Here is a 14,804-nt window from a genome sequence, read left to right on the forward strand (position 1 = left end):
ACCTCAGCGGTCGCGACGGTGGCCTATCCCACTAGCCAGGGCAGTGCGGTGAATCATCGCCTAGGGTTGGATGATGCGGTGAGGGTGATTAGCGGAGGAGGAGCCAGGCGGATTGGAGGCTACCGATGACGAGGCCGAGGATGCCGCCCAGATTGACGATCGCTTGCAGTTCACTTTTAACAATGCCCTGCACAGCGGCTTCTAACTCGGCGGCGGATGTGGCCATGACGCGCTCAGAAATCACCTGATCGAGGGCCAGGATGGGGAGGATTTTGGCCACGAGGATTTCGAGTTCTTCTTCGAGGTAGCGTTCGAGGAGGAGGGCGAGTTCCCAACTGACGGTTTTGAGGGAGGTGTTGAGCACTTCCGAATCCCGCAAGCGTTTGAGCAAGATTTTCGCGAGGCCGTCCCAATCCACCGATGCGCCCAACTGTTCGAGGAGGTCGCCCCCTTTATCGCGGACGTAGGCGCGGATGCTTTCGCGGGTGGTTTTGCGCAGTTGGCGGACGGTGCTTAAGGGCAGGTTTTGGAGGGAAATATTTTGCAGCCAAAACCGGATGCGATCGCGCACTTCAAGGGACAATACCAATTCTTTTAACCGGGCATTGGTGATTTCTTTTTCATCTAAACAAAACGTCCGCAACCGCACTAACGAATTGCGCACCCCAAATAAATTCGCCATCACCCAAGTCGTGCCGCTGGTTTTTTCCCGTAGCCCTTCATCGATGATTTGGATATTGCGATCGGTGAGGAAATCAATCAAGGCTTGGCGGAGGACATCGGGCGGCAACACCACCTGCAAGAGCCAATCGGCGAGTTGGCGGGATTGGCTGTCGGTGAGTTGGAATTCCAACACCACTTGATCGAAAATATAGTTAATTTGCTCGGCTAAAAAATCTTCACGACGGGCCAAAACGCGCAGAATACGCGGCAACGAACCACTAAATAAATCCCGCAAAATATTGGCGAGAATGGTGGCGGTTTTTTGTTCTTGTTCGGCTTGGACTTGTTTGAGGGCCAGTTGCAAAAACCAGAGGAGAGCCTCTTGGACGCGCTCTTTTTGGAGCAGGCGTTTGGTGAGGCGTTGGAGTTCGCCGGGGGTGAGGAGTGACCCCATGATCGTGTCAGAAACGCGCCGGGCGAGGCGTTCTTGGTTGCGGGGAATCAGGCCGGGGGTGAAGGGCAGTCGCCATTTGCCGATGTAGATCGCCTGGTAGGGGCGAAAGAGCATTTGGATGGCTAGATCGTTGGTGAAGTAACCAATGATGCCGCCCGCAATGGGTGGAATCAACGCAAGCCAGAGGGTTTCAGGTTCCACAAGTCCAAAAAGTAAGCAGCAAGGGGGGCATCGGGCCAAGGGTCGAGAATGACGCGGTTGGGGGATGCGATCGCTAGTGGGGAGGTGATGGAGTTGAGGGCGATCGCCGCTTGATCAAGCCAGGGAATGGCCGCAGCCTCTTAACGATTGTACGCTGTTTGGACAACGAGCACCCCCATCATCCCCCCAAAGAGGGGGTAATGGGCGGCGGTGGGGAAACCGGCTTGGTGGGCGAGGGCGATCTGTTCGCGGCCGGTGGGGAATTTTTCGACACTGGGGGCGATGTAGGCGTAGTCGTCGGTGAGGTCGAAGCGGGTGGCGGTGGGAAGAACGACGTGATCCAGATACCAGGTTTGGAATTGGCGCACCCAGGGATGTTCCGGACGGTGAAAGTCGAGGATGGCCGCTTTGCCGCCGGGCTTGAGGACGCGGTGGAGTTCCCGGAGGGCGCGGGGAATGTCGGTGACATTGCGCAGACCATAGCCCATGGTGGCGCAGTCGAAGGCATCGGCATCGCAGGGGATGGCGAGGGCATCGCCTTCGCGCCATTGGAGGGTGTGGGTGCGATGGGGCAATCGTGCCTGAGCGCGTTGGGTGGCGGTGTTGAGTTGAGCAACTGAAAAATCAATGCCCCACACTTCCCCCTGAGGGCCGACGGCATCGGCGAGGAGAAGGGCAAGATCGCCACTGCCACAACAGAGATCTAAGGCGCGATCGCCCCGCCGGGGTTCGGCCCACTGCACTGCCATTTTTTTCCAGACTCGATGTAGTCCCCAACTCAGTTGTTCGTTGAGGTCGTCGTAGACCGGGGCAATACGGTCAAACAGATCGCGGATACTCTGGGCAGTGGCGGTCATAGATGCACGGGAAACAGGGCAAAATCAAACGGTTTCAGGCCTTAGGAGGCTGCGGCCAAGGCTAACACCGTCTGTTGGGCAGCGAGGTGGATCAGGTGAATTTCCTCTTCGCTGGGTTTGGGCGATCGCCCCCATTGCAACGACAACACCGCTAAGAGTTGATCGCGATAATGGAGGGGCAACACCAGATGGAGTTGTAACCCCGTCTCTTGGTAGGGTGTACCCTCTGGGGGCGGCGTGCTGGGGGAATTGACCCAGACTTGGGTTTTACCGCTAGCGATCGCCGTTTGCACCAGGGGATCACTGTCAATGGCAACGGGTTGATCGTGGCGACCTTCCGCCCCTCCCAATTGACCCGCCTGCACCTGACGCACCACACAACCATCGGCCGAAAAGCTTTCGCCGAGAGCCGCCGCCAAGGGGTCGAGGCACTGAGCGAATTCCATCGCGGATTGGGACACATCCGCGATGATCGAGAGCAATTTAGCTTGTTCTTCGGCGCGTTGGAGTTGTTCCGTGCGCTGTTTGAGCAGGTCGTAGGTTTCCGCCGCCCGATCAACAACCACCTTCAGTTCGTTGGGGTCCCAGGGTTTGGTGATGTATTTATAAACCTGCCCGGAGTTGATCGCATCGACGAGATCTTCCACGTCGGTAAAACCCGTGAGAATAATCCGCACGGTGTCCGGGAAATCCGGCACGGTTTTACTGAGAAATTCTGTTCCTTTCATCTCTGGCATGCGCTGATCCGAGATGATGACAGCCACTTCTCCTTCTTCGGACAGAACCTCTAAGGCACTGATGCCACTGTCGGCTTTAAAGACCCGAAAATCACGCCGAAAGGTGCGATAGAGCAGATCAAGATTATCTGGCTCGTCATCAACAACAAGCATTTTGGGTTTCTTTTTACGATCCATACTGGTTATCTGGCGTGTAACATCATCAAGGCCGGCGAGCAAGGTATTCATAAATTGATACACAACACCATCAGAGGTCAGACTGTGTGAATCTTGGTTTCACAGTTCAAAACCATCAACACAATCAGTCTTGGAACAGCATTCGCTTTTATTCAGATTACACCGGATCTTACGGTGAGGTTTTGCTTTTCTGGGAAATCTCATGACATTGATAGCGTTGATAGGGAAAGCCAATCCGATAAAAGTGGAGTGGATCAATCTGACAGTCTTGATCCTGTCGGAGGCGCACGGTTTCCGGAAAAGCATCATCGAGATATCCGGGCGCAATCATCCACAGAGCATGGGGGGCGATCGCTAATTCCGCCGGGGACAGCGTTGCGAGGCGTTGCCACACGGGGTCATAGCCCTCAGCGTAGCTCAAGAGAGTGAAGGCGGCGGGTTGATCGGGGGGACGTTCGGCGGCGAAGGCGAGGCCGTAACTCAATCCGACGGCCATTTCTAAGGTGTTTTGATAGGCCATGACGACGAGGATGGGGGCGCGATCGCGATTAAACTGCGCTGCCACCTCCGCCGGGGCATAGGGTTTCTGTAACGCCAAATCAAACACCACACCCAAGCTACTGACAATCAAAACCCCCGCCCAAAAACAACGCCACCGCACCCGCTGCACCGACCACACCGCCCCCAACAGCGCACAGACCGCCGGAAAATACACAAAGTGATAGCGGGGCGCGATGCTGATATCTTTCCCCAACCCGTAAATCAAGAAAAAATACTCCACCACCACGATCGCCACCACCGTCGTCAGGGTGAAGCGCGTCACCGACGGGCCAAGCCGTCGCCACCCCTGGATCATCTGTCGGATCAGCAGGATCACGAGAACGAGGGTAAGGAGACCGAGGCCAATTTGTAGCGATCGCGGTTGGCCCTCAATGGGCGGCACAAACAGCATCACAATCCACCCCACCAGGGTTTGACCCAGGGGCGCAAGACCCGCCGGGGGCGAGAGCCAGCCGGTTTTTGGGCTGTTGATATGTTGAAGGAGAACGGGGAGCCAGGGGAGAAAAAAACCGAAGGGCAGGCTAAACAGGAGGAGATTGCGCCCTAGGTTGCCAGGGGAAATGGGGGGGCGATCGCGCCTCAAAAAGAGCAGCAACGTCACCCCCTGGGCCAACACCGCCAGGGCACAAAAATAATGACTATAGATCGCCCCGCAACTGATTCCCCCCCACAGCACCCAGAGCCAGGGGCGTTGGCGTTTGTGCTGGAGATCGTGGTGAATTTGGACTTGGGCGGTGAGGGCGATCGTGAGTAGCGCCATGGGCAGGGTGTAGTGCCGCGCTTCTTGGGAGAGGTACACCGCAAAGGGAGACAGGGCCATCAACCCCGCCCCGGTTAACGCCGCCGATCGCGAAAATCCGACCCGATTTAACCCATAGAGTGCCACAATCCCCACCATCCCCCACAGCACCGCAAAACTCCGCGTCGCCACGGCAAGGGATGCCTGGGGAATCCAACCGAGCCAGGTATGGAGGAGACAGAAAAAGAGGGGCGGATGGGTGGATTGGGTGGCGAGATGGTGGGCGATCGCAGGGCAATCGGCGGCAGCATTGAACTGAAACAGCAGTGGTAGCGCCGCCACGGGTAACACTTGCTCCGTCGGGATTGCTTCAAACCCCAAACCGAGGCCGAAAATACTGGTGATCACCTCATCCACCCACAGGGGTTTGAGATCGAGGCAGAGCAGGCGCAAGCCCAGACCCACCGCCACGATCACGAGGAGTGCGATCGCCTCTGATTTAGTCGAGTTCTTCAGGTTCAGCTTCAGGAATCGCTTCAAGGTTTTCCAAAGGCAACGCAGATTTTTCGAGGCGACGCAGGGGCACTTTTTCCAGTTCCGGCAAGGCAATCCGGGATTTTTCGTGCTGTTGTTTGTCGCGGGGCAGGAGGTTCGGCAGGGGTTCGGGCTTGTCGAGCCAGAAGTCTGCGATCGGCAGGGTTTTTTCCAAATCATCCAACGGACGAGGAATCACCATCACCGCGCTAAACTCACCGATTCGCTCCGCCTCGTGCATCCCCACATCCACCGCCACCGCCACATTCGCCACCGTGCCGCGAATCAACGCCGTACACAGACCATCGCCAATTTTTTCATAGCCCGCCAAATGCACATCAGCGGCTTTCAACATCGCATCACAGGCTCCCACCAACGCCGGAAACCCCCGCGTTTCTAGCAACCCCAAGGATTGATTACTGAGGCGACTATGGCCACGTTGTTCCTGTTCGAGTTCAAAATATTTCGAGCCAATGGGAAAGACGGCTTCAAGGTTGGGCATGGGACGCGCCAAGACCATTTTGGAGACCAATTGCCCGAATTGATCCGCCGTTCGTGCTCCTTCTTCGACGGCGAGGCGCACATCGGCGGTTTTGCCCCGAATAATCGCGGTACAGTAGCCGCCGCCGATGTTTTCATAGCCGACGAGGGTCACGCCTGCGGACTTGAGCATCATGTCTGCTGTGCCGACGATCGCCGGAAAGCTGCGGGTGGAAACCAAGCCGAGGGCACTTTCAGTAATCACCCGGCGACGGGGTTGCAGCGGAGGCGCGGTGCGGGTGTTTACCAACCGGGACTTGATTTCAATTTGGGACATTGAGACTTACCTATGGGTTGCGACGCGAGGGCGGGCATTGTGGGGTTTACCCACCCCTAGTGTATCCCGTTCGGTTCGGGCTGCGTTGAGGAAATCTAATCGAGGGGATTAAGTTTTTTGGGGGTGTTTTAGGATAGGGCGGGGAAATAGGGGATATTAGGATTGGTTTTGGTTCCAAGCGATGAAGGTCATGACAGAATCGGCAATCTTGCAAACGGTGGCGGACTCCCTCGGTTTTATTTCGCCTCCGGTTGATCCGGCGGCGTTGGTGCTGCCGCAGCCGCTGAAGTTGGGGGTGTTGGCATCGGGGAGTGGGAGTAATTTTGGGGCGATCGCAGCCGCAATTCACGATCACACCCTCAACGCCAAAATTCAGGTCTTGATCTACAACAACCCGAAAGCAACGGCCAAGGAACGAGCCGCACAATTTGACATTCCGGCGGTGCTCCTGAACCATCGCCACTACGACAGCCGCGAGGCGTTAGATGATGCGATCGTGACCACCCTCAAAGCCCATGGTGTGGACTGGGTGGTAATGGCGGGCTGGATGCGCATTGTCACGTCAGTATTGATCGATGCCTTCCCCGATCGCGTCCTCAACATTCACCCCAGCTTGCTCCCCAGTTTTCCCGGCATCCACGGCGTTGAACAAGCCCTCGCCGCTGGGGTGAAGGTAACCGGCTGCACGGTTCACATCGCCCATCTCGCCGTGGATAGCGGGCCGATCATCATGCAAGCCGCTGTCCCCATCCTCCCCGACGACACCGCCGACAGCCTCCACGCCCGCATCCAAGTCCAAGAACACCGCATCTATCCCCAAGCGATCGCCCTCGCCGCCCACCTTGCCCAATCCACAACGGAATAAGCGCAAAGCTCAGGACAAACAAGCCTTTAAAGCCCCTCTCCCAGCGGGCTATTATACATATCCTTCCAATGTTGACCTAGCCTGCGATTGATCCCCGTTCTCCGTCAGGGCAGCGAGCTAGAAGCTCGCACTACAGAGGATTTCAGGTAGGGTACTGTGAGCCTCTGGCTCACGTATACCCGCTCCAGACTAGCAACTTGGCTTGTGGATCAGCAGTAGCCCAGCAGGAGAGGGGTTTGGGGTGAGGGTATTCAACCTAGGATGATTCTTTCCCTAAGGCTCCCGGTGCGCCCGTGAGGGTCTTTTTCGGGGAACAGGTGATGATCATAATCGCCAGGGTGAGGACGTAGGGCGCAGCATTGAAGAGGTAATAAAACGAATCAACGCCGACGGATTGCAGCGCTGGGCCCAGGGCCTGCGCCCCGCCAAACAACAGGGATGCATAGAGACATTGCACCGGATTCCACCGCGCAAAAATCACCAACGCCACCGCCATCAACCCTTGACCACTGGAAATTAATTCCGTCCACACCCCCGGATAGTAGAGGGAGAGGGACGCGCCACCAATGCCCGCGAGGAAACTCCCCCCGACAATACTCAGCATCCGCACTTTGAAGATCGAGACCCCCATGGCGCGGGCGGCTTCCGGGGCATCTCCCACCGCACGGATCAGCAGGCCCCAGCGGGTGGATTTAAAAAACCACTGCATGGCGGGGGCGAGGATGACCCCAAAGATAAAGAGGGGGCTGATTCTTAAGGCGGCTTGGATGGCGGGAACATCGCTCCAAGCACCGAGGTTGAGGGTAGGAATTTGGGGGGCGACGGGTTGAATGAAGGGTTTACCGAAGAAAAAGGCGATGCCGCTGCCGAAAATAATCATGGCGATGCCGACGGCCACATCATTAACGCGCCGTTGTTGGGAGAGCCAACCGTGGATCGCACCGAGCACCATCCCGGCTAAACCGGCCACCAGCACCCCCAGAAACGGAGCCATGACATCCCCGACGGCCTCGCGGCTGAGATAGGAGACAGCGTAGGCGCTCATGGCTCCGGTGAGGAGGGTTCCTTCGAGGCCGAGGTTGATTTTGCCGCTTTTTTCCGTGAGGCATTCGCCTAAGCTGACGAAGAGAAAGGGTGTGCCGCCGCGCATGGTTCCGGCTGCGATCGCTAAGGGAACACCCCACCAGCCCAATGCATCCGCCATAGTCTAAATCTCCTCTGTGGGTGAACGATGAATAGGATAAAGCCGAATGGATATGGGAGGAACTAGGCGGACGGAGGCGCTAATTCGCTTTTCGGTTGGAGGGCGGGAATTTTGCCGTAGAGGGATTCGCTATAGAGGACGCAGAGAAACACGAGACCCTGAAAGAGGAGCACGGTGGCATCGGGTAAACCGTGCGATCGCTGCAAAATCCCGCCACTGGCCAGAATCCCACCCAACAATATTGAGACGATTGCCGCTGCGAGGGGGTTATGTCGCGCCACAAAGGCCACCAGAATCCCGCCGTACCCATAGCCCACATTCAGGGATTCATTGGCCCGCCCATGCACCGCCGCCACTTCCACCATCCCCGCCAACCCGGCACAGGACCCCGCCAGAAAACAAATGGCCAGGGTGAGTTGTCCCACTGGCAACCCGGCAATTCTGGCGGCGCGAATGTTGCCGCCAGCGGTACGGGCGGCAAACCCGAAGGTGGTGCGCTGAATCAAAATATAGGCAATGATGCAGGCAACGATACCGTAGATTAACCCGAAGTGAATCCGCGTGCCGGGAATATCACCGAGGCGGTTGAGGTCGTCGAGGGGAAAACTAGAGGGTTTATTCAAGGACGAGGGATCGCGCATTGGCCCGCCCACGAGGTGATTGAGGAGGGCGATCGCAATATAGTTCATCAACAAACTACTGATCGTCTCATTCACCCCTCGCCAATGGCGCAGCGCCCCCACGATCGCAATCCATGCCCCGCCAAACACCATGCCTAATAACGCCATGGCAATTTGCACAATGAACGGCGGCGCACTGGTTCCCATCGCTAACCCGGCAATGATCGCCCCCACACCGCCCATCACCAAGGCTCCTTCGTTACCAATGATCACTAACCCCAACCGGGCCGGCAGTGCGGTACAAAGCGCACTCAACATCAACGGCGCAGCCCGAATTAAGGTGTTTTGCCAAGAACTCCACTGCCCAAACGCCGCCTTATAAATGGAGCCATAGACCCCAAAGGGATTTGCCCCCGCCGCCAGGCAAAACACCCCAAATAAAAACAACGCCACAATAATCGCGCCCATCGGCAGCAGAATAGCTTCAAAGGATTTGCGGGTCAGCATAGGGCAGAATAGCGTCAGGATTTAAGCTCGGTTCACTATAAAGGGGATTGACGGGCAAAACTGTCCTTATTTTGACCAATTTGCTAATCCCTGGCCGCATTGTAAAGAGTTTCGTGACCCCTTACCCCTTCTCTTCGCAACAGGGAATTAATGCCCTTGCTGGGCGGTGACGTGAGGGGGCACAGGATTTCGGATTAGCAGTGGCGCGATCGCGCAATCTGCACACTGAGCAAAATCACCGGAATCATCCCCACCGCCAAGATCGCCAGGGCCGGTGCAGCGGCTTCGGCTAAGCGTTCATCGGACGCATATTGATAGACCCGCACCGCCAAGGTATCAAAGTTAAACGGCCGAATGACTAAGGTCGCGGGCAACTCCTTCATCACATCCACAAAAATCAGCATGGCAGCAGTGAGCAACCCCCCTTGGAGTAACGGCACATGGACTTTCAGGAGTGTTGCCGTCGGCCCTTGGCCTAAGCTGCGGGAGGCATCATCAAGGTTGGGTTGAATTTTGCTGAGGCTGGATTCCACGGTGTTGAAGGAGACCGCGAGGAACCGGACGAGATAGGCAAAGACGAGGGCGGTAATCGTCCCACTCAGCAGCAGGCCGGTGGAGATGTTGACGTGCGATCGCATCCAGGCATCAATCCCATTATCCAACCGCCCCAGAGGAATCAACGTCCCCACCGCAATTACCGACCCCGGAATTGCATAGCCCATCGCCGCCAAACGCACCGACGCATTCATCATCCAATTGCCCCGCAAGCGTTGCCCATAGGCCATCACCACCGCCAACGCCACCCCCAACACCGCCGTAATCATCGCCAACACCACACTATGGCCCGCCAGCGTCCAAAAGGTTTGATCTACGGTATCCTGCCAGTGGGCTAGGGTCATCTGAATCAAGAGGGCAAAGGGCAGACCGCAGCCCAGCAACACCGGCACAGCACAAGCGCCCAACGCTCCCCACGCCCGCCAGCCTGTGAGGTGATACGGCTGAAAGGGTTTGGCATGGCCGGCGTTTTGGTAATATTTGGCGCGGCGACGAGACCAGCGTTCGAGGGCAATCAGGATCAAGATAAAGCCGAGGAGGACGGCGGCCAGTTGGGCGGCGGCGGTGCGTTCCCCCATGCCGAGCCAGGTGCGATAAATTCCCGTGGTGAAGGTGGTGATCCCAAAAAATTCCACGGTGCCGAAGTCGTTGAGGGTTTCCATCAGGACGAGGGCAAGGCCGGCGGCGAGGGAAGGACGGGCGAGGGGAAGGGCAACACGCCAAAATCCCCGCCAGGGGTTACAACCCAGGGAGCGACTGGCTTCGAGGGTGCAGGTGCATTGTTCTAAAAAGGCGACGCGGGCGAGGAGGTAAACGTAGGGATACAGCACGAGGACGAGGAGCGCGATCGCCCCTCCCATTGACCGTACATCGGGAAACCAATAGTCCTGAATCGTTTGCCAGCCGAAGGTTTGCCGTAATGCGGTTTGGATTGGCCCGTAATATTCCAGCAGTTCGGTATAGAGATAGGCCAGCAGATAGGCCGGAGCTGCTAGGGGCAAGAGCAAGAGCCATTCCAGCCAGCGGCTCCCCGGAAAGCGGCACATGGTCACGAGCCACGCCGCCCCTGTCCCCACCATCAGCACCCCCAACCCCACCCCCACCATCAGCACGAGGGAGTTGATAATATAATCCTGCAAAACTGTGGCAACAAGGTGCTGCCAGATCTCACCGGAGTCGCTGAAAATGCTGCTGATCACCGCCAGAATCGGGATCGAAATCAGGAGGGCGATCGCCGCCACGAGTAACGTCCAGCCACTGGTTAAGGTAACGATCGGGAGATGAGCCACAGCATCCTGAAGGGCTTTCTGGGTGCGACGAGGAAAGGACAAACTAGACAAGGCGCGGACAACTCCAATGACTTAAGGGAACTTAATGAAAATTACTCGCAATAATTGCTCTAAAATCATAGTACAATCCTTCAACCGAGACCAAAGTTTTTGGAATTCCTTAACTCCCCTAGCTCAATCCCTCCCCTGTATTCCGTCTAGATAGCTCACCCTGAATGCCGCCACCAACGGTGCTAGGGTACAATTCACCTTTGATCTACGCCTTTTGTGATGTCTGACCCGTCGATTACCCTTGCTGTTGAGAAACTTGCTAAGCACTTTGCCAATACTCGCCAAGCGGCAGTGTCTGAGGTGTCATTCCACCTGCGCCAAGGGGATATTTTGACGTTGCTCGGGCCGTCAGGCTGCGGTAAAACCACGTTATTGCGCTTGATTGCCGGGTTTGAAGAGCCGGATTATGGCACGGTGATGATTGATGGGCGTTATGTGGTGGGAGAAGGACGAGAGATTCCGCCAGAGAAGCGTGGCGTGGGCATGGTGTTTCAGGATTATGCCCTGTTTCCTCATTTGACGGTGGGGGAAAATATTGCGTTTGGGCTGCAAGGGTCGGGGAAGTTGACGAAAGCTACCCAGCAGCGGATCGGGGACGTGTTGCAGTTGGTGGGGCTTGAGGGATTGGGGCAACGGTATCCCTACCAATTGTCAGGGGGGCAGCAGCAGCGGGTGGCGTTGGCGCGGGCGTTGGCTCCCCGGCCGGCGTTGGTGCTGTTGGATGAACCCTTGAGTAATTTAGATGTGCAGGTACGATCGCACCTCCGCCAAGAATTGCGCCACATCCTCAAAGCGGCGGGCACATCGGCGATTTTCGTCACCCATGACCAAGAGGAAGCCCTCGCCATTTCCGATGCCGTGGGGGTCATGCAGCAGGGTCAGTTAGAACAGATTGACACGCCAGAAACGGTGTATTACCGACCGCGATCGCGCTTTGTGGCAGAATTTGTCACCCAAGCCAATTTTCTCCCCGCCCAGCGCCTCGCCGACGGTTGGGATACTGAAGTGGGACTGTTTGAGATCGCCACGGAACTAGAGGGCGATCGCGCCGAATTAATGATCCGCCAGGAGCAAATTCGCATCGCCCACGACCCCAACGGCAAGGGAGTGATTTGCGATCGGCAATTTTTGGGGCGCGAACAATCCTATCGTGTCGAACTCCCCTCCGGTCAGCGCCTCAATGTGCGCACCATGGCCCGCATTCCCTTCACCGTGGGCGATCGCGTCTCCCTCACCATCGACCCCTTCGCCCTCCAACTCTTCCCCGCCCATCCCTAACCCTGGTTGCCACCCTCAGCGAGGCTATGGACAAATCGGTGTCCCCCTGCCACAACTGCATGGTTTGGGGATCGCTCCCAATGCTCAATACAGCTTTGGGGCTATTTTTTCCCACTTCCTTAAAAATTGTTACATTAATTTATGTATTGACAAAAAATCCTGAACTTTTTCATCCATGTCACTCATTCCCCACCCTGGCCGACCATTAATCTGCCTCATCCCCCACCACCGATAACCCCTGCACCACCACCGACGGGGTGGCGACATTGCCTTGCCAAGTGCGATCGCACCCCAAACGCACATCCTGCCCCAAACTTTCGTAAACATTACCCGCCACCATCGTATCCTTGACCCGGCCCATGATCTTACCGTTGCGGACACGATAGCCTAAGTCCACATTCACCGAAAAATCCCCCGACAGATCCGCGCCCCCACCTAAAACCTGATCGACGATGAGGCCATCGGTGATCGTGTGGCGCAGTTGGGCGACGGTCATCGGGCCGGGGTCAATTAAGAGATTGACGAGATCGGGGCTGGGGTAGCGGCCCAGGTCGCTGCGAAAGCCGTTGCCGGTGCTAGGGAGGCCGAAGCGACGGCCTAGGGTGCGATCGCAATACATCTGGGTAAACACGCCCCCTTCCATTAGGGTTAGGGCTTGGGTGGGTGTGCCTTCGTCGTCCATGGGACAGTGACCAACGCCTTGGCAGGGATCTTGGCGAAGGGTCAAATTCGGCGCGAGAATGCGTTGGCCGTAGCGTTTGCTCCAGGGGGATGAGCCGTCGTGACAGGCTTTGGCGTTCATCGCATCGGCCACCACATCCCAGAGGAGGGAGGCGGCTTTGGGGGTGAAGAGGACGGGGACTTGGCCCGATGGGGCGGGGGCATGGTGTTGGGCCCAGGTGAGATGCTCCAGGATGGCGGCAAGGAGGTGATCCGGGTGGGGGAGGGTGTCGCTGTCGAGGTCGTCGTAGATGCCGAGAAAGTCCTCGCCCCGTACCCATTCCACGCCGATGGAGGTGCTGAGGCTGGTGGTGGTGTATTGACCGTGAAAGCCGTTGCTGGTGAGCAGCAGGACGGTATCGCGATCGCACTGGGCCGAGAAACTGCACAGCACGTCGGGATAGGTGTCGAGGACTTGGGTGATGGTGCGATCGCCGAGATCAATCAGGGCTTCACTGTCGATCCAAGTCCCGCGATCGCTAGGCGTAATCGGGGCCGAGTCGGGGAGTTCGATGGGTTCGCTGGGGTTGAGGTGGGCGATCGCGATCGCATTTTCCACCAACGGCTCCGGGTTCACTTCCCCATAGGCCACCGCTAAACCGGGTCGGCCCTCCATCCAGACCCGCACCGCCATCCCTGCCGATTCACTACTTTCCAGTTGTTTGAGGCGATTGGCTTCAAACACCACAGGGCGCGATCGCGAGGTGGAACTGTAGACCTCCACCCCTCCCGCCCCCAACCGTTGCGCCATCTCTAAAATCTGTTCGGCCCGTGCTAGCTCATTCATCTGCTGTTTGTCCTGCATCTATCCGCTTGTTCATGGTTCAGGCTGACGTTGCACCTCAATAGAGGTCATACCGGAGGAAGGTACAGGCGAGGGAGCCGTTATACACCGGAAACCGTTGACTGGCTTTGAGTCCCACCTGTTTACCGAGGGCCTTGGTAGTGAGGATGTAGGCTGTCCAGCCGGTGAATTGTTGTTTGAGGCGATCGCCCAACTGCCGATAAAACTCCACCAATTCGCTCTCGTTCCCCAAACGATGGCCATAGGGCGGATTGCAGATTAAAACCCCTGATTCACAGGGGGGTTTCATTTCGAGAATATCTTCAGTTTGAAATTCGATCAGGCGATCGAGGCCGCAATATTCCGCGTTGCTGTGGGCCTGTTGGAGGGTGCTGAGGTCGCGATCGCTGCCGATAATCGGGGCCGCGAGGCGATCGCGCTGTTGGGATTCCGCCTCTTGGCGCAGTTGTCGCCACAGATCCGCATCAAAATCCTGCCAGGTTTCAAAGCCAAATTGTGCCCGAAACAGGCCCGGTGCAATATTTAACGCCTTTAATCCCGCTTCGAGGGGAATCGTCCCCGACCCACAACAGGGGTCATAGAGGGGGCGATCGCCCTCCCAGCCAATCTGCGCCAACAGTGCCGCCGCCAGGGTTTCCTTCAATGGCGCAGTGCCCACCGCCGGCCGATAGCCCCGCCGATGCAAGCTACTCCCGGAACTGTCGAGACTGAGTACCCCGGTGTAGTTGTGAATGTGGAGATTGAGGCGCAGATCCGGCTGTTGCGCATCCACATCGGAGCGACGGCCCCCCCGTTGGCGTTGTTGATCGACGATCGCATTCTTCACCTGAAGGGCGGTGAAATGGGTGTGATTGAGGGCAGCATTACTGCCGGTGCAGTCCACGGCCAAGGTGTGGGCAGGGGTCAGGTAATCGCGCCAGTCTAGTTTCTGCACATCACGATAGAGGTCTTCGGCGCTGCGACAGGACACCTCCGCAATCGGCATCAAGACCCGAAACACCGTCCGCGCCCACAGATTCACCCGATAAAGCATGGCGCGATCGCCCCAAAACTCCACCCCCGTAAATTGGGTCGAAACCTGCTCGGCCCCTAAGGCTTCTAATTCCTGCGCCGCCAAAGGCTCTAGACCCCGCGCCACCGTCGCAAAATATCGCTGCATCGTCATCTCAT

At 57.3% G+C, this 14,804-nt stretch carries 12 protein-coding genes; 2 read left to right on the forward strand and 10 right to left on the reverse strand.

The features are described 5' to 3' along the window. Nucleotides 1–88: 88 nt before the first annotated feature. The 5 genes from SPI6313_RS07820 to ccmO all read right to left on the reverse strand — a co-directional run bounded on the left by SPI6313_RS07820 (nt 89) and on the right by ccmO (nt 5,740). Entirely contained in the window at nt 89–1,318 is a 1,230-nt protein-coding gene (locus tag SPI6313_RS07820) for a DUF445 domain-containing protein (RefSeq protein WP_072620490.1), read from the reverse strand. Nucleotides 1,319–1,458: 140 nt separating this feature from the next. After that, a complete protein-coding gene (gene ubiE / locus SPI6313_RS07825; RefSeq protein ID WP_072620491.1) occupies nt 1,459–2,175 on the reverse strand; it encodes a bifunctional demethylmenaquinone methyltransferase/2-methoxy-6-polyprenyl-1,4-benzoquinol methylase UbiE in 717 nt (238 codons plus the stop codon). 41 nt (nt 2,176–2,216) lie between these two features. Next, nucleotides 2,217–3,140, reverse strand: a complete 924-nt coding sequence (locus SPI6313_RS07830; RefSeq protein WP_072623049.1) for a response regulator — start codon at nt 3,138–3,140, stop codon at nt 2,217–2,219. Nucleotides 3,141–3,258: 118 nt separating this feature from the next. Continuing rightward, nucleotides 3,259–4,929: a glycosyltransferase family 39 protein gene (locus SPI6313_RS07835; RefSeq protein WP_175551097.1), complete on the reverse strand. Its 1,671-nt coding sequence runs from the start codon at nt 4,927–4,929 to the stop codon at nt 3,259–3,261. Beyond that, the gene (ccmO, locus tag SPI6313_RS24735; protein WP_084668944.1) at nt 4,889–5,740 is read right to left on the reverse strand and encodes a beta-carboxysome assembly protein CcmO; all 852 of its coding nucleotides are present in this window, start codon (nt 5,738–5,740) and stop codon (nt 4,889–4,891) included. Before ccmO ends, SPI6313_RS07835 begins: the two co-directional genes overlap by 41 nt. A gap of 208 nt (nt 5,741–5,948) precedes the next feature. Between ccmO and purN the strand changes: the two genes are divergently transcribed. Next, nucleotides 5,949–6,605 carry a phosphoribosylglycinamide formyltransferase gene (gene purN, locus SPI6313_RS07845; protein WP_072623052.1) on the forward strand — a complete coding sequence of 219 codons (657 nt, stop codon included), beginning with the start codon at nt 5,949–5,951 and terminating at the stop codon, nt 6,603–6,605. A 256-nt stretch (nt 6,606–6,861) separates the two neighbouring features. On the opposite strand, the gene SPI6313_RS07850 is transcribed toward purN, so the two are convergent. The 3 genes from SPI6313_RS07850 to SPI6313_RS07860 all read right to left on the reverse strand — a co-directional run bounded on the left by SPI6313_RS07850 (nt 6,862) and on the right by SPI6313_RS07860 (nt 10,780). After that, complete coding sequence (locus SPI6313_RS07850) at nt 6,862–7,809, reverse strand: ABC transporter permease (protein ID WP_072620492.1); 948 nt, start codon at nt 7,807–7,809, stop codon at nt 6,862–6,864. A gap of 62 nt (nt 7,810–7,871) precedes the next feature. After that, the gene (locus SPI6313_RS07855; protein WP_072620493.1) at nt 7,872–8,936 is read right to left on the reverse strand and encodes an ABC transporter permease; all 1,065 of its coding nucleotides are present in this window, start codon (nt 8,934–8,936) and stop codon (nt 7,872–7,874) included. A 194-nt stretch (nt 8,937–9,130) separates the two neighbouring features. Further along, nucleotides 9,131–10,780 carry an ABC transporter permease gene (locus tag SPI6313_RS07860; protein ID WP_342751666.1) on the reverse strand — a complete coding sequence of 550 codons (1,650 nt, stop codon included), beginning with the start codon at nt 10,778–10,780 and terminating at the stop codon, nt 9,131–9,133. Nucleotides 10,781–11,050: 270 nt separating this feature from the next. Between SPI6313_RS07860 and SPI6313_RS07865 the strand changes: the two genes are divergently transcribed. After that, nucleotides 11,051–12,109: an ABC transporter ATP-binding protein gene (locus tag SPI6313_RS07865; RefSeq protein ID WP_072620495.1), complete on the forward strand. Its 1,059-nt coding sequence runs from the start codon at nt 11,051–11,053 to the stop codon at nt 12,107–12,109. A 205-nt stretch (nt 12,110–12,314) separates the two neighbouring features. Here SPI6313_RS07865 and SPI6313_RS07870 read toward each other — a convergent pair whose 3' ends face one another. Then, nucleotides 12,315–13,616 carry a TldD/PmbA family protein gene (locus tag SPI6313_RS07870; RefSeq protein WP_245788649.1) on the reverse strand — a complete coding sequence of 434 codons (1,302 nt, stop codon included), beginning with the start codon at nt 13,614–13,616 and terminating at the stop codon, nt 12,315–12,317. Between the two features lie 55 nt (nt 13,617–13,671). Further along, nucleotides 13,672–14,793 (reverse strand): THUMP domain-containing class I SAM-dependent RNA methyltransferase, encoded by a 1,122-nt coding sequence (locus SPI6313_RS07875; RefSeq protein WP_072623053.1) that lies wholly within the window; start codon nt 14,791–14,793, stop codon nt 13,672–13,674. Nucleotides 14,794–14,804 lie beyond the last annotated feature (11 nt).

The organism is Spirulina major PCC 6313, from assembly GCF_001890765.1.
In the GTDB taxonomy this organism is placed as follows: domain Bacteria; phylum Cyanobacteriota; class Cyanobacteriia; order Cyanobacteriales; family Spirulinaceae; genus Spirulina; species Spirulina major.